Consider the following 19,421-nt stretch of genomic DNA (forward strand, 5'->3'; position numbering starts at 1 on the left):
TTCCAAAAAATTAATTGATAATAAAGCAATCTTATTAGTTAAATTTAAATCAAACCAAATTTTTGCAATGCTTTAGCTATACCGTCATTATTATTTGTATCAGTAACAAATTCAGCTTGTTCTTTCAATTGATCTACAGCATTAGCCATGGCTATCGGATGATCAACAGTTTGAAACATTTCAAAATCATTCATACCGTCACCAAATGCATATGTCGGTACATTATTAAAACCTTTTTTATTTAATAAATTAGTAATACCATTACCTTTAGATCCACCATTATTAAAAACATCTACACAATAAGGGGTATTACGAATAAAAGTTAATTCAGGAAAAACTTCATGATAGTTTGATTCACCTTCTTCACATAGTAGTAATAACATCTGTATTGGTTGCGTTAAATAAATTTTATCATCGACTTGAGGAACTTCTTGTTTAATGTACTGATAAAATACCTTTGCAGGTTCGCTATATTCAGAAACACGCATTATTTGGTGATTATAAAAAGATAAAGGAATATCCATTTGTTGTTTAGAAAACTGATATAATCTGGATATTACATCTTTATCAATATTATTAGTAAACAAAATTTCACCTGTATATATAACCGCTTGACCATTCATACATATAATGGAATCAATTTGGGTTTTATACATTAAATCAATCACTTCACATTTCGTTCTACCTGTTGCAATTACAGGAATAATGTTATTCTTTTTTAATTTTATTATAGCTTCCAATGAACTAGATAATACGTTTAAATGACTATCAAACAAAGTTCCATCTAAATCAAAAAAAACAATAGCATCTGGTTTTTCATTCATTTTACAAATCCAAAATATTTTTAATAAAAGGAATAGTTAATTTTCGTTGCTGAGCCAAAGTTGCAACTTCAAATTTTTCTAGTAAAGAAAATAAAGTACGCATATCGCGATTAACTCGTTTTAACAAAAATAAACCTACTTCTGTTGATAATTCAAAACCACTTAATTTAGCTCTTAATTGTAAAGCCTTAAGTTTGTCATCATCACTTAGTTCTTTTAATTGATATACCTGCCCCCAAGTTAGCCTAGAAACTAGATCAGGTAAACCAAAAGCAATCTGCTTAGGGGGTGCACTAGCAGTTATTAATAATTTACTAATGTTTTTTTCAGTTAAACGATTAAATAAGTCAAAAATAGCCTCTTCCCAATCTCGATGACCAGCTATAGCATCAATATCATCTAAACACACTAAATCATAATTATCTAATCCTTGTAGGATATCAGGAACTAAAAAATTATTTTTTTTTAAAGGTATATAACTAGCAAGTTTATTTTGACATGAGGCATGTAATAAATGTGTCCGACCTGCAGCGCTAGCCGACCACATATAAAAAGCTTTAAAACCTTTTTCTGCTAATAATGATTGCAATGAATCAAACAACAATTGATTATCACCCACATAGAAACTATTGAAAGTTTCACTATTAGGTAATAAAAAAGGTAAAGGTAGCTGTGAAAGAGTAATAAAATAGCCTCACAATAAAAAATAATCGTATTAAGTATAAATTTGCTTTTACAAAAATCAATTACTTTATATAGAAAACAAAAAATCAAAATTAATTACCTAAATTATACAACAAAAATTAAAAATATAGATTAAAATATAACCAAGTAAAGTTAAAATTTAAGCAAACAAACTTATTTTTTGTGGATAAATCTGTTAAAAATAGCCCTAATAAGTTGTGATAAGCATATTAATAACCTAAAAAATAAAAATAACTGTGGATAACTATAAAAGTTATAAACAAGTTTAATTTAAAAAAAATCTGATCAATCAACAGAATTAAGAGATCAATAAGATCATGTAAAATAATCAAAAAATATAGTTATACACAAAAGAGATCCATGCTAATAACAATAAAAATAAAAAGATCATATAAAAGATCTTATTTAAATTAAATAAGGATCAAATTAGATCATTTGACGTAACCAAAAAGATGAGTAAAATTCCTTACGCAAATTAAATCAGATCATCACATCTAAGAATAACGATCACAATACAAAACAGTAACGAGGCTTTTTATGTTTTATCCAGATCTTTTTGATGTCATCATTATTGGTGGCGGTCATGCAGGTACAGAAGCAGCAATGGCATCAGCAAGAATGGGAAGAAAAACATTACTTTTAACCCACAATATCAATACATTAGGTCAAATGTCTTGTAATCCTGCGATTGGAGGGATTGGCAAAGGGCATTTAGTTAAAGAGATTGATGCTATGGGTGGATTAATGGCTCATGCTATCGATCTTTCAGGGATCCAGTTTCGAATCTTAAACAGCAGTAAAGGGCCAGCGGTTAGAGCTACCCGAGCGCAAGCAGATCGATCTTTATATCGCAAAGCAGTAAGAACCGCACTAGAGAACCAACAAAATTTAATGTTATTTCAGCAATCAGTTGAGGATGTTATTATTGAAAACGATCAGATCACTGGTGTAGTCACTCAAATGGGTGTTACCTTCAAAGCTAAATCTGTAGTCCTGACAACTGGTACTTTTTTGGATGGTAAGATCCACATTGGACTGGATAATTATAGTGGTGGTCGCACAGGTGATCCTGCTTCCATAGGATTATCTAAATCATTACACCAATATCCATTTAGAATGGGTCGTTTAAAAACAGGTACTCCACCGCGTATTGATGCTAGAACCATTGATTTTTCACAATTAGGAACCCAATATGGTGATGATCCAGTACCAGTATTTTCATTCTTAGGTAACGCAAGTGAACACCCAAAGCAGATCCCTTGTTACATTACCAGTACTAATGAAAGCACCCATGAGATTATTCGTAATAATTTAGATCGTAGCCCAATGTATACTGGTGTAATTGAAGGTGTCGGACCAAGATATTGCCCTTCAATCGAAGATAAGATCATGCGCTTTGCTGATCGTAGTTCGCATCAGATCTACTTAGAACCTGAAGGATTAGATAGTAACGAAATTTATCCTAATGGGATCTCAACGAGTTTACCATTTGATACTCAGTTAGCCTTTGTTCGCAGTATGAAAGGTCTTGAAAACGCCAATATAGTAAGACCAGGTTACGCCATAGAATATGATTATTTTGATCCACGGGATCTTAAACCAACGTTAGAAAGTAAAGTTATTAAAGGGCTATTTTTAGCGGGTCAAATTAATGGTACTACTGGTTATGAAGAAGCTGCCGCCCAAGGTATGCTTGCTGGGCTTAATGCTGCTCGTTTTGTTTATGATCAAGATCAATGGTACCCAACGCGCGATCAGGCTTATTTAGGTGTGTTAGTTGATGATCTGTGTACGCTTGGTACTAATGAACCTTACCGTATGTTTACTTCACGTGCTGAATATCGCCTGATGTTACGTGAAGATAATGCTGATATTCGTTTGACTGAAATTGGTCGTAATCTTGGTATGGTAGATGATTACCGTTGGCAAAAGTTTAATGAAAAATTTGATGCGATTGAACATGAAAGAGCACGTTTACGGGATATTTGGGTTCATCCACATATTGAATCAATTGACGAAGTTAATGCGGTATTAACCGCTAAGTTAACTAAAGAGGCTAATGGTGAGGAGCTACTTAAACGCCCGGAAATTAATTATCAAACCCTTAAATCATTATCACTATTTGCGCCAGGTTTAACTGATGGACAAGCCGCTGAACAAGTTGAAATTCAAGTTAAGTATGATGGTTATATAAAGTTGCAAATTGAAGAAATTGAACGCCAAAAACGTAATGAAGAAACTTTAATTCCAGCAAATATTGATTATGCAGAAATTTCCGGTTTGTCTAATGAGGTTGTGGCTAAACTGAAACAACACAATCCAGTTTCAATCGGGCAAGCTTCACGTATTTCAGGAATTACGCCAGCAGCTATTTCAATGTTACTGGTTTATTTAAAAAAGAAAAATTATGTTAAAAAATAAACTCACTAGTTTAATAGATCAAACTGATCTTGAGATCTCAGATCAGCAAAAAGATCTACTTGTTGACTATGTCATTATGCTTGATAAATGGAATAAAGCATATAACTTAACCGCAGTTCGCGATCCTAATGAAATGTTAATTAAACATATCATGGATAGTTTAGTTGTTTCGCCTTATTTACAAGGCAAAACGTTTATTGATGTTGGCACTGGTCCGGGATTACCGGGGATCCCACTAGCGATCATTAATCCAGATAAACAATTTGATCTTGTAGATAGTTTAGGTAAAAGGATCCGTTTTTTAAAACAAGTACAATTTGAACTAAAATTAACTAATATAAATCCGCTACAAAGTCGTATAGAAGAATATACTCAAAAGCAATTTGATGGTGTAATTAGTCGAGCATTTGCGTCCTTACAAGATATGTTAACTTGGTGCAAGCATTTACCCGATCAACAAGGATCTTTTTATGCTTTAAAAGCCAATGATATAGATCCTATTCCTGCAGGATTTACGCTTAAACAGAAAATAGAATTAAAGGTTCCGGGATTAGATGCGCCGAGATGTTTAGTAATTATCCAGTGATTTTATACTGAAACGTGTACTGCTCCTGAAACATCTTTATAAAATTAATTTTTTCGTTTTTTCAGGTAATATTTAATACCATCAACAATCGCTTTAGAAACTTGATTTTGGAACGAAGCAGTTTTTAATTTTTGTTCTTCTGAAAGATTGCTAATAAAACCTGTTTCTATCAAAATAGATGGAATATCAGGCGCTTTTAATACAGCAAAGCCAGCTTTTTCAAGAGCGGGTTTGTGTAACTGATTGATACCTTTTATCTGGTTTAAAATAGAGTTACCTAACAACACTCCATTGCTAATGGTGGTTTTTTGTACTAAATCTAAAATAGTATTATCTAAATATTTATCTCCACTCTTACTTACGCCACCTATTTGGTCAGCTTTATTTTGTGTTTGGGCTAAATAGCTGGCTGCAGAACTAGTTGCCCCACGTGTGGATAATGAGAATACTGATGATCCTTTTACTGATCTATTAGCAAAAGCGTCAGCATGAATTGAAATAAACAGATCAGCGTGTAATGAACGTGCTTTAGCTACTCGCACTTTTAAAGGAATAAATACATCTTCATTGCGAGTCATATAAACTTTTATCTGCGGTTCTTTCTTTAGTAAATTATAAACTCGCCGAGCTATTTGTAAAACAACATCTTTTTCTCGAGTTTTTCTATAACCAATGGCACCGGGATCTTCACCACCATGGCCAGGATCTAACATAACAATAACTGGTGCATTTTTCTTTTTATTCGTTGGTGTTTTGATTTCAGCTTGTTTTTTATTGAGATCACCTTTTTTATATTCTTCTAATAAAGTTAATAAAGGATCGTCATCAACAGTATTCGGTTTTGAAGGATAAAGATCTATTACTAAACGATTTTTAAATTCTGCAATAGGCGATAATGTAAATATGTTAGGTTGTACACCTTGTTTTAATTCAATCATAATCCTAACTGTTTTTGGATCGAGTTGTAATACGCGGATCGATTTTATATAAGGATCATGATTTAATACCTTAGAAGTAATGGTTTTTAAGGTTGAATTAAGAGTTAAGTTGTCAATATCGATAGCAATTCGTTCAGGATTACTCAATGAAGAACGTTTATAAGTTAAGCTAATATTAGATTCTAAAGTGATTCTGGTATAGGTTGATGATGGCCAAACGCGAACAGCAACAATTTGTGCCATTGTCGCAGCAAAGCCCACCCGAGTAACTGACAATAAACATGTAGCAATTATACCTTTAATTAAAAGGCGTTTTTTTGGACTAAATGTTTTTGACATACCTCAACACTTTTTATTTGTTAATATTAAATAATCGCGAATAATATCACAAATTAATCAGATGTTAAAAAGAATGATTCTCATAATCGGTTGTTTTTTCAATGAATAGCTTTTTTTTATCATAACTATCGTAGTTTTTCTTGAAAAGCTATTTTAGTTATAAATTTTAACTAAATTATAATCTGTTAGATTATAGATAGTTAATATTAGTTAAAAAAGGAGTAGTTATAATTTTATGTTTTCATTTTCATTTTTAATATAGACCCTACAATCACAAAGGATTACAATATAACTCGCTAAAATCGCGGATTTAAAGCCGTTTTCATTTTAACAATTAAATATAGCTGAGTTATTGATGAGCAAGAAACTACATATCAAAACTTGGGGCTGCCAAATGAATGAGTATGACTCTACTAAAATGGCGGATCTCCTTGAATCTACCCATGGTCTAACTTTAACAGAAAATGCCGAAGAAGCTGATATTTTATTACTTAACACCTGTTCTATTCGTGAAAAAGCCCAAGAAAAAGTTTTTCACCAATTAGGCCGTTGGAAAAACCTTAAACAAGAAAATCCAAATATTATTATTGGGGTTGGTGGTTGTGTTGCTTCTCAAGAAGGTGCACACATTCGTAAGCGCGCCCCCTTTGTGGATATCATTTTTGGACCACAAACCTTCCATCGTTTACCTGAAATGATAGAACAAGTTAGAAGTGGTAATGGTAATCATATTGTAGATGTTAGCTTTCCTGAAATAGAAAAATTTGATCGATTACCAGAACCACGTAGTGAAGGTCCAACAGCATTTGTGTCTATTATGGAAGGATGTAATAAGTATTGTACCTATTGTGTAGTGCCCTATACCCGTGGTGAAGAAGTAAGTAGACCTTGTGATGATATTATTTATGAAATAGCTCAACTAGCTGAACAAGGTGTGCGAGAAGTCAATTTGCTTGGGCAAAATGTTAATGCTTACCGTGGACCAACTTTTGATGGTGATATTTGCTCATTTGCTGAATTATTACGTTTAGTTGCTGCTATTGATGGCATTGATCGTATTCGTTTTACTACCAGTCATCCAATTGAATTTACTGATGATATTATTGATGTTTATCGCGACACCCCGGAACTAGTTAATTTTTTACATTTACCTGTACAAAGTGGTTCAGATCGGGTATTAAATTTAATGAAACGCACTCATACAGCTATAGAATATAAATCAATTATTCGTAAATTACGTAAAGTGCGTCCGGATATTCAAATAAGTTCAGATTTTATTGTTGGTTTTCCGGGGGAAACACAAGAAGATTTTGAACAGACTATGAAGTTAATTGCTGATGTTAATTTTGATTTAAGCTATAGCTTTGTTTACTCAGCCCGTCCCGGTACACCTGCTGCCGAAATGGAAGATAATGTTTCAGAAGATGAGAAAAAACAACGTTTGTATATTTTACAGCAACGTATAAATCAACAAGCAATGCAATATAGTCGCAAGATGTTAAATACAGTACAACGCATTTTAGTTGAAGGTCCATCTAAAAAAGATATTATGGAGTTGACTGGTCGTACTGAAAATAACCGAATTGTTAATTTTGCTGGTCATCCAGATATGATTGGTAAATTTGTGGATGTCGAAATTACAGATATCTATCCAAATTCATTACGTGGTAAAGTTGTGCGTACTGAAGATGAAATGGATTTACGGGTCAATGAATCACCTATGTCAATTATTTCACGTACCCGTAAAGAAAATGATTTAGGTGTAGGTATTTATCAACCTTAAAAAATAAAATAATTAATAATTTGTATATATAAATTATTAATAATAAATTGAAATAAAAGGAAAATGAAATGTTTATTATATTTGGAACCCGAGGTCGACAAGTTGATGAAAAAAAAGGACAATTCAATTGTCCTTCATGTTGTTCTAATGACAATATTACTGGTGATCAAAAGCAACAACAATATACTCAAATAAAAGTTGCTAAATATTTCACATTGTTTTTTGTGCCAATTTTTAGTTATCAAACTTTGGGTAGATTTATTAAATGTAATCATTGTAATTCTGAATATAATGAAAAAGTTTTAGAATATGCTCCACCTACATTTGATGAACAAGTTGCTACTTATGTTGAACAAGAACTAAAAAGTGGCACACCAATATCAATGTTGATCAATAAATTAAAATCTCAAGGATTGAATGAGGAACAATCTACTAAAGCGGTTAATAATATTGTTTCTAGTAATATTGTCACTTGTCATCAATGTAATATGGATTTTTTAAAGGGTGTTGAAAAATGTTCTTTATGTGATCAACGTATTGGTGCTTAAAATTAATTATTAGAGGTTTTATTTTTGAATATTACGACACATGAAACTAAGCTAGAACCAGTTGACAATCAACGGCTTAATAGTCTTTGTGGCCCTTATAATGATAATATTAAACAGCTTGAACGTCGGCTTGGTATTGAAATTAATCATCGTAGTAACTTATTTTCAATTACAGGCGATGTTATCAGTGTCAAAGCTACAGATACAATATTACAAACATTGTATAAACAAACTAAAGTCAAAGATAAAATCATTGATATTGAACCAGAACAGATTCATTTAGCCATTAAAGAATCAGGTGTTCTTGAGAAAGTAAGTGAGCATCTACCAGCCTATGTTGATCAGTATGGTAGCAAACTGGTAATGATTAAAACTAAACGTGGTATTATTAAGCCTAGAACACCTAATCAAGCACAATATATTGCCCATGTATTAGATTATGATATCTCTTTTGGTATTGGTCCTGCAGGAACCGGTAAAACTTATTTGGCAGTAGCTGCTGCGGTTGATGCCCTTGAAAAACAGCAAATCCGTCGAATAGTGTTAACCCGTCCAGCAGTTGAAGCTGGTGAAAAGCTAGGTTTTTTACCAGGCGATTTAAGTCAAAAGGTTGATCCTTATTTGCGTCCACTTTATGATGCTTTATTTGAAATGTTAGGTTTTGAAAAAGTTGAAAAGCTTATTGAAAAAAGCGTTATTGAAGTAGCACCACTAGCTTATATGCGAGGTCGAACTCTTAATGATGCTTTTATTATTCTTGATGAGAGTCAAAATACCACAATTGAACAAATGAAAATGTTTTTAACCCGCATTGGTTTTAATTCTAAAGCGGTGATAACTGGTGATATTACCCAAATTGATTTACCTAAAAATCAAAAATCAGGGTTACGACATGCTATAGAAGTATTAAGTGAAGTTGATGATATTAGCTTTAATTTTTTTAATAGTGAAGATGTAGTGCGTCATCCTGTAGTTGCACGAATTGTTAATGCTTATGAAAAATGGGAAGAAAAGGAAATGCACCATAAGCAGCAATATACAGAAAAAAGTATTTAGAGGAGTATTATTATCTCTATCGCACGCAATAAAAATAGAACTGAAATTCGCGATCATTCAGCAGAAGCTAATCTGTTTTTGCGTAGAGCGTTATTTGCTTTTGTAATGATTATTTTATTGGTTATAGTGTTGCTAGCAAATTTAGCCGATCTACAGATTTCAAATTTTAGTTATTACAGTACTAAATCAAATAATAATCGTATTGAAATCATTCCTATTTCGCCAAGTCGCGGTATGATTTATGATCGTAATGGTACGCCATTAGCGATTAATAATATTACTTATCAACTGAATATCATTCCCGATAAAATTAAAAATTTAAATGAACAATTTAATGAATTAAAGCAGATTGTTGATTTAACTGATGAAGATATCGAAAATTTTCAAAAAGAACGCCGTAATTATAAAGCGCACCGTCCAGTGCCGCTTAAAGATAATTTAACCCAACAACAAATCGCACGTTTTGTTGTTGATCAACACCGTTTTCCATTTGTTTCAATAGTGGGTATCCAACATCGTTATTATCCATTTGGCGCTTCTCTTACCCATATCATTGGTTATATTTCTAAAATTAATAGTCAAGATAAACAACGCTTAGATGATGAAAATAAAACTAGTGATTATGTTGCCACACTAAATATCGGTAAAATGGGTATTGAAAGATATTATGAAGATGTATTGCATGGTTACCCAGGTTATGAAGAGGTTGAAGTAAATAGCCGTGGGCGAATTGTCCGCCAACTCAATCAACACCCACCACAAGCTGGTGAAGATATTTATTTATCAATAAACCTTAAACTACAACTCTATATAGAACAATTACTAGCGGGTCGTAAAGCAGCGGTGGTGGCTATTGATCCAAATAATGGCGAAATTTTAGCGTTAGTTTCTAGTCCTAGTTACGATTCCAATCCTTTTGTTGGTGGGATTTCAAGTGCTAAATATAACGAATTACTTAATGATCCGAATAAACCTTTATTCAATCGAGTATTATTGGGTGCTTATCCACCAGCTTCTACTGTTAAACCTTATATTTCTATTGCAGCACTAAGTGAAGGCGTAGTAAGCCCAAAAAGTGTGGTTAATGACCCTGGATGGTGGCAATTACCCGGTAGCGATAGGCGTTATCGAGATTGGTTGAAATGGGGACATGGGCGTGTAGATGTATTAAAAGCCATTGAAGAGTCGGTAGATACCTATTTTTATCAAGTTGCTTATGATATGGGAATTGACCGATTGAAGCTATGGATGAGTAAATTTGGTTATGGTGAAAGAACTGGTATTGATATTGCGCCCAGCGAAGAAACTCGTGCGGTTATGCCTAGTCGTGAGTGGAAATTAAAGCGTCATAAAAAATCTTGGCTACAAGGGGATACTATACCTGTAGGCATTGGGCAAGGATATTGGACAGCAACACCAATGCAAATGGTCAAAGCTTTAACTATTTTAATCAATAATGGTAAAACGTATACTCCACATTTTTTATTATATAAAAAGAGTGACATTTTAAAGACTAATCAATCGCAACCGGCAATTAATCAAGATAAATTTACTGAAACTAATAGTTTGACTGATGTTAATCCTAATTATTGGGCGTTAGCTAAAGAAGGTATGCATCGGGTGATGTTTGGATCGCGAGGAACTGCTCGAAAAGTTTACGCTGATGCTAAATACCAAGCTGCGGGTAAATCCGGTACTGCACAAGTTTATAGCTTGAAAGAAGATGAAGTTTATAATGCTCATAAAATCCCTGAACATCTACGAGATCATGCATTATTTGTTGCGTATGCACCTTTTGATAAGCCAACTATTGCTTTAGCTATTGTCCTGGAAAATGGTGGTGGTGGTAGTTCAAATGGTGGGGCAGTGGCACGAAAAATATTAGATTATTACCTTTTAGGGAATGATTCAACAGAATTGCAAGAACCATCACCAAATACAGGACATGAAGATTGATAATGAATAATATTAAAAAATCATTTTGGCAAAAAATACACATAGATCCGCTTTTTTTCCTATTTGTGGCCTTGTTACTTGGTTATAGTCTTTATATTTTGTGGAGTGCGAGTGGGCAAGATATTGATATGATGCAGCGGCGAGTAGGCCAAATTTTTTTAGGCTTGTTTGTGATGATTATTCTTGCACAGCTTTCCCCTAGAACTTATGAAAAATTAGCACCTTATTTATATATTATTTGTATAGTTGTTTTATTGTTAGTAGATATTTTTGGGTATACTAGTAAAGGTGCGCAACGATGGTTAGATTTGGGCATATTACGTTTTCAGCCTTCTGAAATCGCAAAAATTGCCGTGCCGTTAATGGTGGCTAAATTTATTAATAGAGAAGGTTGCCCACCACCGTTAAAAACTACTTTACAAACCTTAGCTATTATTGGGGTACCAACTTTACTGGTAGCAATGCAACCAGATTTAGGTACCGCAATATTAATTGTAATGTCAGGTATTTTTATTATCTTTTTAGCTGGTATCCATTGGCGATTTATTATTATTGCAATAATTTTAATTGCGGCATTTTTACCCATTATGTGGTTCTTTTTAATGCATGATTATCAGCGGGAAAGAGTTTTAACCTTATTTAATCCTGAACGTGATCCTTTAGGTACCGGTTATCATATAATTCAATCAAAAACAGCCATTGGTTCTGGTGGTTTATGGGGTAAAGGTTGGCTTGAAGGCACTCAATCGCAATTAGAATTTTTACCTGAGCGACATACTGATTTTATATTTTCAGTAATTGCCGAAGAGTTTGGTTTTATTGGTTCAATTATTTTATTGGTTCTCTTTTTATGCTTAATTGCTCGAGGGCTAATTATTGCGTCCCAAGCACAAACCACATTTGGAAGAATATTGGTCGGTGGGCTTATTTTAGTATTCTTTGTTTATGTGTTTATTAATATTGGTATGGTTAGTGGAATATTACCGGTAGTTGGTGTACCATTACCGCTAATTAGCTATGGTGGCTCATCTTTAGTGGTTTTAATGGCAGGTTTTGGCATTATGATGTCTATCCACACACATCGATATATGTTATCTAAAAATATTTAACGGAATTTTTATAAATGAAAAAGAAATTGAAATTATCTTTGGCTATATTAGCATTTGCAATTTGTTCTTCTGCATCAGCTGAAATAACTTTCCCTATTCCAGCTATTCCACAACTAGATGCTGAATCTTACATCTTAATCGATGCCAAATCTGGTGAAATTTTAGCGCAATACAACGCTGAACAGCAACGTGATCCAGCTAGCTTAACTAAAATGATGACCAGTTATGTAGTTGGTCAAGCACTACAATCAGGCCGTATTAAAAATGAAGATATGGTGGTAGTCAGTAAAGATGCATGGGCTACAGGTAATCCAATTTTGAAAGGATCTTCATTGATGTTTTTAGAAGTGGGTAAAACAGTGTCAGTTGCTGATCTTAATAAAGGAATTATTATTCAATCAGGTAACGACGCCTGTATTGCTATGGCAGAGCATGTGGCTGGTAGCCAAGGTGCTTTTGTTAATTTAATGAATGATTACGCTACGAAAATTGGTTTACAGCATACTCATTTTGAAACAGTACATGGATTAGATGCTCCGGGGCAATATACCACAGCTAAAGATATGGCTTTTTTAGGGCAAGCTCTAATTCGTGATTTACCAACAGAATATGCAATTTATAAAGAAAAAGAGTTTACTTATACACTATCTAAACCACAGTTAAACCGTAATGGTTTACTTTGGGATACTACTTTAAATGTTGATGGCATTAAGACTGGTCATACTAGTGCTGCTGGTTACAATTTAGTAGCTTCTGCAGTTGATGGTAACACGCGTTTAATTTCAGCGGTACTTGGTGGACGAACCTTTAAAGGGCGTGAAGAAGAGAGTAAAAAACTGTTAGTTTGGGGCTTCCGCTTTTTTGAAACAGCTAACCCTATTAAAGCTGGTGCACCTATAGTCACAGAATCAGTTTGGTATGGCGATGAAAATAAAATTCCACTAGGCTCTATTAATGGTGCTTATGTAACTGTACCAAAAGATCGCTCTGCTGATGTACAAGTACAATATATTGTCGATGATTATATTTATGCACCAATCACCAAAGGTACTACGGTTGGTAAAATGCAATTTTTATTAGATGGTAAAGTGATTAATGAACAACCATTAGTTGCCCTACAAAGCGTTGAAGAAACAGGGTTTTTTGGTAGTATTTGGGATTGGATAAGTTTACAATTCCATAAATTGTTTAATTAATTATAAGTATCTATATTCTTAAACGATAGCCTTAAACTACAGTCCCAATGGTTTTTAATGGACTGTAGTTTTTAATTTTTTATATAGGGTAAAAATAATTTGTAAAGATGTTTCAGGAGTGCTATATGTTTTAATATAAATAATTATTTATTCCTCTCTTAATCATCACCTATTGCCATTTCATTAATTAAATTTAATTTTGTAGAAATCTAAAATAATACCTGCCTAAATAAAGCTAGTAATCTCGTATAAAATATGGTATAAAACGCGCGCTACTTTTCAATATTTTTTCAATAGCTGAAGTAGTATAAAATTTTTTATTAAATAACGTTATAACACACACATATCATTACTCTTTTCCGGGGTGCCTTATGTTAAATGCAATAAGGTCGGTTAAAGCGGATATGTGGAGGCATAACCCCAACGTCAAAATGAGGAAATCATGACTACAGTATCTATGCGCGATATGCTGCAAGCTGGTGTACACTTCGGGCACCAAACTCGTTATTGGAACCCAAAAATGAAACCATTTATTTTTGGTGCACGTAATAAAGTTCATATTATTAATCTTGAAAAAACAGTTCCAATGTTCAACGATGCGTTAGCAGAATTAAATAAAATTGCTGCTCGTAAAGGCAAAATTTTATTTGTTGGTACTAAACGTGCCGCTAGCGAAGCAATTAAACAAGCAGCAGAAAGCTGTGGACAATATTACGTTAATCACCGTTGGTTAGGTGGTATGTTGACTAACTGGAAAACAGTGCGTCAATCAATCAAACGTTTAAAAGATTTAGAAACACAAGCTAGTGATGGTACATTTGATAAATTAACCAAGAAAGAAGCATTAATGCGTTCTCGTGAAATGGTTAAATTAGAAAATAGCTTGGGTGGAATTAAAAATATGGGTGGCTTACCCGATGTGATATTTGTTATTGGTGCAGATCATGAAAATATTGCTATCAAAGAAGCTAACAATTTAGGTATTCCAGTCATTGCTGTTGTTGATACAAATTCAGATCCAGATGGTATTGATTACATCGTACCGGGTAATGATGATGCAATTCGTGCAATTCAGTTATATGTGAATGCTGTTGCTGATGCAGTTCGTTCAGGTCGTGAACAAAACCAATCTCCTGTTTCTGAAGCAAGCTTTGTTGAAGAAGCTCCAGCAGCTGAGTAATAACTCAAATATTTTCAGGGTCGATGCCAAGTAATTTAAGTCGACCCATTCTTATGAAAATCATCACAATGGTTAAATAGAGGATTAAAAAATGGCTGAAGTTACCGCTTCTATGGTAAAAGAACTGCGCGAAAGAACTGGCGCAGGTATGATGGAATGTAAAAAAGCATTAGTTGAAGCAAATGGTGATATCGATCTGGCTATCGACAATATGCGTAAATCTGGTCAAGCAAAAGCAGCTAAAAAAGCAGGCCGTGTTGCTGCTGAAGGTGTAATTATTTCTAAAATTTCTGCGGATAAAAAGTTTGGTGTGATTTTAGAAATTAACTGCGAAACAGACTTTGTTGCGAAAGATGCTGGTTTCTTAGAATTTAGTGAAAAAGTTGCTGATACAGTTTTAAAAGATCGCATTAAAGATCTTGCAACTTTACAAGCAAAATTTGAAGAAGAACGTACCGCTTTAGTCGCTAAAATTGGCGAAAATATTAGTATTCGTCGTGTTGCTGAAATCGCTGGTGATGTAGTTGGTCTTTACCAACATGGCGCACGTATTGGTGTATTAGTTGCAGCAAATAGTGGCTGTGACGATGAATTAGTTAAGCATATTGCAATGCATATTGCTGCAAGCAAGCCAGAATATGTTAACCCAAGTGATGTGCCTGCGGATGTGGTTGAACATGAACGTAAAATCCAAATTGATATTGCAATGCAATCAGGTAAACCACGTGAAATCGCCGAAAAAATGGTTGAAGGTCGCATGCGTAAATTCACTGGTGAAGTTTCATTAACAGGTCAACCATTCGTTATGGATCCAAGCAAAACTGTTGGTGATTTATTAACTGAGAAAAAAGCGACTGTTGCTACATTTATCCGCTTCGAAGTGGGTGAAGGTATTGAAAAAGTTGAAGTTGATTTTGCTGCTGAAGTTGCAGCGATGTCGAAACAATCTTAATTGTTTTACAAAAACCGCCGTTAAGGCGGTTTTGTTTATCTACAAAATATTTTAAAATTACTGATAGCTAGTTAGCCTGGCATTTTGGTAATTAAATAATGAAATAGTGAGACTTCTTATGGTAACCCCTTTCTATAAACGTATTCTTCTTAAACTCAGTGGTGAAGCACTGCAAGGCGCCGAAGGTTTTGGTATTGATGCAACTATTCTTGATAGAATGGCTCAAGAAATTAAAGAATTGATCGATATGAAAGTTGAAGTTGCAGTTGTTATTGGGGGTGGTAATCTATTTCGTGGTGCAGGTCTTGCTAAAGCAGGAATGAACCGAGTAGTTGGTGACCATATGGGAATGCTAGCAACAGTTATGAATGGCTTGGCTATGCGTGATGCTTTACATCGTATTGAAGTTAATGCTCGTTTAATGTCGGCTATCCCATTAAATGGCGTATGTGATGATTATCGTTGGACAGAGGCAATTAGCTTGCTTCGTCATGGTAAAGTGGTTATCCTTTCTGCAGGCACAGGAAATCCTTTTTTCACTACTGATTCAGCTGCTTGTTTACGTGGTATTGAAATTGAAGCTGATGTGGTTTTAAAAGCAACCAAAGTAGATGGCGTTTACTCAGCTGATCCTGTTAAAGATCCAAATGCAACACTGTATAAAACACTAAATTATGAAAAAGTGTTAGATGATGAATTAAAAGTAATGGACTTAGCCGCATTTACCTTAGCTCGCGACCACAATTTACCGATTTGTGTATTTAATATGAATAAACCTGGTGCATTACGGCGTGTTATTTTAGGCGAGCCAGAAGGGACATTAATTAATAATCAGGCAACAGTAAGCTGTTAGTCTTCTTTATTTTAAATAAGGTTTTTTTATTATGTTAAATGAGATTCAAAAAGAAGCGCAACAGCGCATGGAAAAAAGTATCGACGCGTTTCAAACTCATATTTCTAAAGTTAGAACAGGTCGTGCTTCACCTAGTTTATTAGATGGTATTATGGTTGAATACTATGGTAGTCCAACACCACTTCGCCAATTGGCCAATGTAGTTGCTGAAGACGCCAGAACGTTAGCTATTACCGTTTTTGATAAGTCACTTACCCCTGTTATTGAAAAAGCAATTTTAACGTCTGATTTAGGACTAAACCCAGCCTCAGCAGGTACAGTAATTCGTGTGCCGTTACCGCCATTAACCGAAGAACGTCGCCGTGATTTGACTAAAATTGTTCGCAATGAAGCAGAGCAAGGGCGAGTGTCAATTCGTAATATCCGTCGTGATGCTAATGATCAAATTAAAGCATTATTAAAAGATAAAGAAATTTCTGAAGATGATGAACGTAAATCACAAGATTTGATTCAAAAAGCAACAGATGCAGCCATTAAAAAACTTGACGCCGTTCTAGCTGATAAAGAAAAAGAATTAATGGAATTTTAACTTCATATCAATTGTAATACCCAGTTATATTAACTGGGTATTTATTTAGTTATCAACACCTGTAGTAACAGAGAAATTTCTTGTTTCTCCACTCTTAAGCATAATCAAAGTACCTTTATTTTTAGCTGCTAAAAATCCTTCAGGCCGGCATGTTGCTGGTAATATAAAAGCTGCAACCTTTTGATCTTTATTATTTAATATCCAACGGGTACCATGACTAAATTGATCTGTTGAAAAACGAGTTACAAAACGTTTTCCTTTAGGAAGTATCATATAAAATTCAGCAAAATTAGTATATTGCGATAAATTATCTACTAAAAATACTATCTCAGGATCATAATAGTGAGGTTCATTAAGGATGGTCAAATTTGTTAATTTCTTTGTGTAATCTAACCATTGTTGTGTTGGGTGCACATGAGAAGGGATTGTTTTTCTGAGTATAAAAGCATTATCTGGTATGTTTTGTTCAAGAACAGCATTGTTAACGTAAGCATAATTTAAATGACACATATATTGTAGCGGCATTTCAAATCCGCTTAAATTCGTTACTTGCATTTTTATATCAAAAATAGCACTATCAGCAGTTAATGTTACTGAAGGTTTGGCAATATAGTGTGCGCCAAAACCTTTTATATATTCAAATTCCCCACAAATAGATAAACAATTATTTTGTACCTCAATCCAAGCCTTGCTTAATTTCGCACAAGCCATTTCGCCATGCATAATATGATCATCGTCAGACGATGGACAACCATTACAAAGTAACCCTGAATGAAATGCAAAACAACCATATGTGTCAGTAATATCAGTACCATATTGAGGTTGATTAAACATATTATCCATTTTTAATGATAAGCCATCAAATTGTGCATCCCATATCATTTGTCCATAGTATGGTAGTACAGTAATGAAACCACGACTATTTTTAATTGTTAGAGCTTCAATTCCTGAATTAAAACGTGATGATGTGATAGTAAAGTATTCATTGGAATAAAGTTCTAAAGGTACTTTTTGAAATTGTTCAGGAATCAATAAAATATTGGTAATCATAATTTTCTCCTATTAATTTATAATTGAGATTTTTCTTGTTTCAATTCAGTCCAAAAATAAATACCAACATAAATAAAACAGACTAGTGGAACAATAAAAGCAAATTGCATTGATCCTATTTGATCAGAAACAAGTCCTTGGATTGCGGGCATAATGGCACCTCCAATAATTGACATTACAATAATTGCTCCAGCAGTTTCAGTATATTTACTATCTACAACTTCTAAAGTTTTTGCATAAATGGTTGCCCAACACGGACCAAACAATACACTAACAAAAACAGCTGCATATACAGCAGAAAAGTTTGGTATTAAAACTACATAAGCTAATGTAATACTTCCTACTATAGAGTAAACAATAAGTACTTTAGTTGGATTGAAGCGTGTCATTAAAAAATTAGCAATAAATTTACCAATAAAGAAACATACAAAACTAAAAATCATAAAATTAGAGGCATATCGTTCGTTGATGTCTCCAAGATTTAAAGCTAACCTAATGGTAAATGACCAGACAGTGACTTGCATACCTACATACATGAATTGCGCTATAATACCTTTTTTGAATCTATGGTTTGAAATCAAATATTTTAATGTGCTAGTTAAAGATTGCGATGTTGAATTATTTTTATCTTGTGATCTACATGATGGATACTGGGTTATTAAAAATAATAAAAGAACAATAATAAGTACCATAATAAGGTATTTATAAGGTTGAAGAGTATACTCAAGCATAGATAAACGAAATTCATGTATTTGTTCTAGACTCATATTAGACATTTGAAGTTCAAGACTTTCTCCTTCTTGGAAAACAAGGTATTTCCCTAATACAATTCCTAGTAGTGCACCAATAGGATAAAAAGTTTGACTTATGTTTAAACGTAATGTAGCAAAATTTTTATTTCCTATCATAGAGCTATAAGTATTTGCAGATGTTTCAAGGAAACTTAAACCAATAGCAATTGAAAAAATAGCAGCTAAAAACATTGTATAAGTTGCCATATGAGATGCAGGATAAAACATTAAGCAACCAATAATATAAAGGGTTAGTCCGATTAAAATAGCAGCTTTATAGCTTGTTTTTTTTATAATAAGTGACGAAGGTATTGCAATGATAAAATAACCACCATAAAATGCACTTTGGACTAATGCACTAGCAAAATCACTTAGTGTAAATACACTTTTGAATTGAGTAATTAAAATATCATTTAAACTTGCAGCACATCCCCATAATGGAAATAAACAAGAAAGTAATATAAATTGAAATAAAGGTGTTTTATCTAAAAAGCCATCTGACATCTGAGAAATTTGTTTTAATTTTATTATGCTAAATTTCATAA

Annotated in this window: 17 protein-coding genes; 12 read left to right on the forward strand and 5 right to left on the reverse strand. The window is 33.5% G+C overall.

Annotated features, from left to right (window positions below):
* Positions 1 to 44: 44 nt before the first annotated feature.
* Entirely contained in the window at positions 45 to 824 is a 780-nt protein-coding gene (locus tag A9G12_RS00200) for a Cof-type HAD-IIB family hydrolase (protein WP_065563881.1), read from the reverse strand.
* Between the two features lies 1 nt (position 825).
* Positions 826 to 1,509 carry a DnaA inactivator Hda gene (hda, locus tag A9G12_RS00205; protein ID WP_065563882.1) on the reverse strand — a complete coding sequence of 228 codons (684 nt, stop codon included), beginning with the start codon at positions 1,507 to 1,509 and terminating at the stop codon, positions 826 to 828.
* Positions 1,510 to 2,066: 557 nt separating this feature from the next.
* On the opposite strand from hda, the gene mnmG reads away from it, so the two are divergent.
* Positions 2,067 to 3,950: a tRNA uridine-5-carboxymethylaminomethyl(34) synthesis enzyme MnmG gene (gene mnmG, locus A9G12_RS00210; RefSeq protein WP_065563883.1), complete on the forward strand. Its 1,884-nt coding sequence runs from the start codon at positions 2,067 to 2,069 to the stop codon at positions 3,948 to 3,950.
* A complete protein-coding gene (gene rsmG, locus A9G12_RS00215) occupies positions 3,937 to 4,536 on the forward strand; it encodes a 16S rRNA (guanine(527)-N(7))-methyltransferase RsmG (RefSeq protein ID WP_065563884.1) in 600 nt (199 codons plus the stop codon). The genes mnmG and rsmG overlap by 14 nt, the downstream gene beginning before the upstream one ends.
* 44 nt (positions 4,537 to 4,580) lie before the next feature.
* Here rsmG and A9G12_RS00220 read toward each other — a convergent pair whose 3' ends face one another.
* On the reverse strand, positions 4,581 to 5,813 hold the full coding sequence (locus A9G12_RS00220) for an N-acetylmuramoyl-L-alanine amidase (RefSeq protein WP_065563885.1): 1,233 nt from the start codon (positions 5,811 to 5,813) through the stop codon (positions 4,581 to 4,583).
* A gap of 355 nt (positions 5,814 to 6,168) precedes the next feature.
* Between A9G12_RS00220 and miaB the strand changes: the two genes are divergently transcribed.
* The 10 genes from miaB (at position 6,169) to frr (ending at position 17,035) form a co-directional block, all read left to right on the forward strand.
* On the forward strand, positions 6,169 to 7,596 hold the full coding sequence (miaB, locus tag A9G12_RS00225) for a tRNA (N6-isopentenyl adenosine(37)-C2)-methylthiotransferase MiaB (RefSeq protein WP_065563886.1): 1,428 nt from the start codon (positions 6,169 to 6,171) through the stop codon (positions 7,594 to 7,596).
* A gap of 68 nt (positions 7,597 to 7,664) precedes the next feature.
* On the forward strand, positions 7,665 to 8,144 hold the full coding sequence (locus tag A9G12_RS00230) for a hypothetical protein (protein WP_065563887.1): 480 nt from the start codon (positions 7,665 to 7,667) through the stop codon (positions 8,142 to 8,144).
* Positions 8,145 to 8,168: 24 nt separating this feature from the next.
* Positions 8,169 to 9,200: a PhoH family protein gene (locus A9G12_RS00235; protein ID WP_065563888.1), complete on the forward strand. Its 1,032-nt coding sequence runs from the start codon at positions 8,169 to 8,171 to the stop codon at positions 9,198 to 9,200.
* An 18-nt stretch (positions 9,201 to 9,218) separates the two neighbouring features.
* Positions 9,219 to 11,156: a penicillin-binding protein 2 gene (gene mrdA, locus A9G12_RS00240; protein WP_065563889.1), complete on the forward strand. Its 1,938-nt coding sequence runs from the start codon at positions 9,219 to 9,221 to the stop codon at positions 11,154 to 11,156.
* A complete protein-coding gene (mrdB, locus tag A9G12_RS00245) occupies positions 11,153 to 12,265 on the forward strand; it encodes a peptidoglycan glycosyltransferase MrdB (protein WP_442903459.1) in 1,113 nt (370 codons plus the stop codon). Before mrdA ends, mrdB begins: the two co-directional genes overlap by 4 nt.
* A gap of 14 nt (positions 12,266 to 12,279) precedes the next feature.
* Complete coding sequence (locus A9G12_RS00250) at positions 12,280 to 13,461, forward strand: serine hydrolase (protein WP_065563891.1); 1,182 nt, start codon at positions 12,280 to 12,282, stop codon at positions 13,459 to 13,461.
* 442 nt (positions 13,462 to 13,903) lie between these two features.
* Positions 13,904 to 14,641: a 30S ribosomal protein S2 gene (gene rpsB, locus A9G12_RS00255; protein WP_065555614.1), complete on the forward strand. Its 738-nt coding sequence runs from the start codon at positions 13,904 to 13,906 to the stop codon at positions 14,639 to 14,641.
* A 91-nt stretch (positions 14,642 to 14,732) separates the two neighbouring features.
* Positions 14,733 to 15,593: a translation elongation factor Ts gene (gene tsf / locus A9G12_RS00260; RefSeq protein WP_065563892.1), complete on the forward strand. Its 861-nt coding sequence runs from the start codon at positions 14,733 to 14,735 to the stop codon at positions 15,591 to 15,593.
* A 118-nt stretch (positions 15,594 to 15,711) separates the two neighbouring features.
* Positions 15,712 to 16,446 (forward strand): UMP kinase, encoded by a 735-nt coding sequence (gene pyrH, locus A9G12_RS00265; RefSeq protein WP_065563893.1) that lies wholly within the window; start codon positions 15,712 to 15,714, stop codon positions 16,444 to 16,446.
* Between the two features lie 31 nt (positions 16,447 to 16,477).
* Complete coding sequence (gene frr, locus A9G12_RS00270; RefSeq protein WP_065563894.1) at positions 16,478 to 17,035, forward strand: ribosome recycling factor; 558 nt, start codon at positions 16,478 to 16,480, stop codon at positions 17,033 to 17,035.
* Positions 17,036 to 17,080: 45 nt separating this feature from the next.
* Here frr and A9G12_RS00275 read toward each other — a convergent pair whose 3' ends face one another.
* Entirely contained in the window at positions 17,081 to 18,085 is a 1,005-nt protein-coding gene (locus A9G12_RS00275) for an aldose 1-epimerase family protein (RefSeq protein WP_065563895.1), read from the reverse strand.
* A gap of 17 nt (positions 18,086 to 18,102) precedes the next feature.
* The gene (gene fucP, locus A9G12_RS00280; RefSeq protein ID WP_065563896.1) at positions 18,103 to 19,419 is read right to left on the reverse strand and encodes an L-fucose:H+ symporter permease; all 1,317 of its coding nucleotides are present in this window, start codon (positions 19,417 to 19,419) and stop codon (positions 18,103 to 18,105) included.
* Between the last annotated feature and the right edge of the window lie 2 nt (positions 19,420 to 19,421).

Origin of the sequence: Gilliamella sp. wkB112 (assembly GCF_001690685.1) — a bacterium.
Taxonomy (GTDB): Bacteria; Pseudomonadota; Gammaproteobacteria; order Enterobacterales; family Orbaceae; genus Gilliamella; species Gilliamella apicola_J.

Bases quoted from the DNA above. Each gene is read 5' to 3' on its own strand.
- A9G12_RS00230 (WP_065563887.1), top strand. From the start codon at position 7,665: ATGTTTATTATATTTGGAACCCGAGGTCGACAAGTTGATGAAAAAAAA.
- A9G12_RS00275 (WP_065563895.1), bottom strand. From the start codon at position 18,085: ATGATTACCAATATTTTATTGATTCCTGAACAATTTCAAAAAGTACCT.
- frr (WP_065563894.1), top strand. From the start codon at position 16,478: ATGTTAAATGAGATTCAAAAAGAAGCGCAACAGCGCATGGAAAAAAGT.
- fucP (WP_065563896.1), bottom strand. From the start codon at position 19,419: ATGAAATTTAGCATAATAAAATTAAAACAAATTTCTCAGATGTCAGAT.
- mnmG (WP_065563883.1), top strand. From the start codon at position 2,067: ATGTTTTATCCAGATCTTTTTGATGTCATCATTATTGGTGGCGGTCAT.
- pyrH (WP_065563893.1), top strand. From the start codon at position 15,712: ATGGTAACCCCTTTCTATAAACGTATTCTTCTTAAACTCAGTGGTGAA.
- miaB (WP_065563886.1), top strand. From the start codon at position 6,169: ATGAGCAAGAAACTACATATCAAAACTTGGGGCTGCCAAATGAATGAG.
- A9G12_RS00220 (WP_065563885.1), bottom strand. From the start codon at position 5,813: ATGTCAAAAACATTTAGTCCAAAAAAACGCCTTTTAATTAAAGGTATA.
- rsmG (WP_065563884.1), top strand. From the start codon at position 3,937: ATGTTAAAAAATAAACTCACTAGTTTAATAGATCAAACTGATCTTGAG.
- tsf (WP_065563892.1), top strand. From the start codon at position 14,733: ATGGCTGAAGTTACCGCTTCTATGGTAAAAGAACTGCGCGAAAGAACT.
- rpsB (WP_065555614.1), top strand. From the start codon at position 13,904: ATGACTACAGTATCTATGCGCGATATGCTGCAAGCTGGTGTACACTTC.
- A9G12_RS00250 (WP_065563891.1), top strand. From the start codon at position 12,280: ATGAAAAAGAAATTGAAATTATCTTTGGCTATATTAGCATTTGCAATT.
- A9G12_RS00200 (WP_065563881.1), bottom strand. From the start codon at position 824: ATGAATGAAAAACCAGATGCTATTGTTTTTTTTGATTTAGATGGAACT.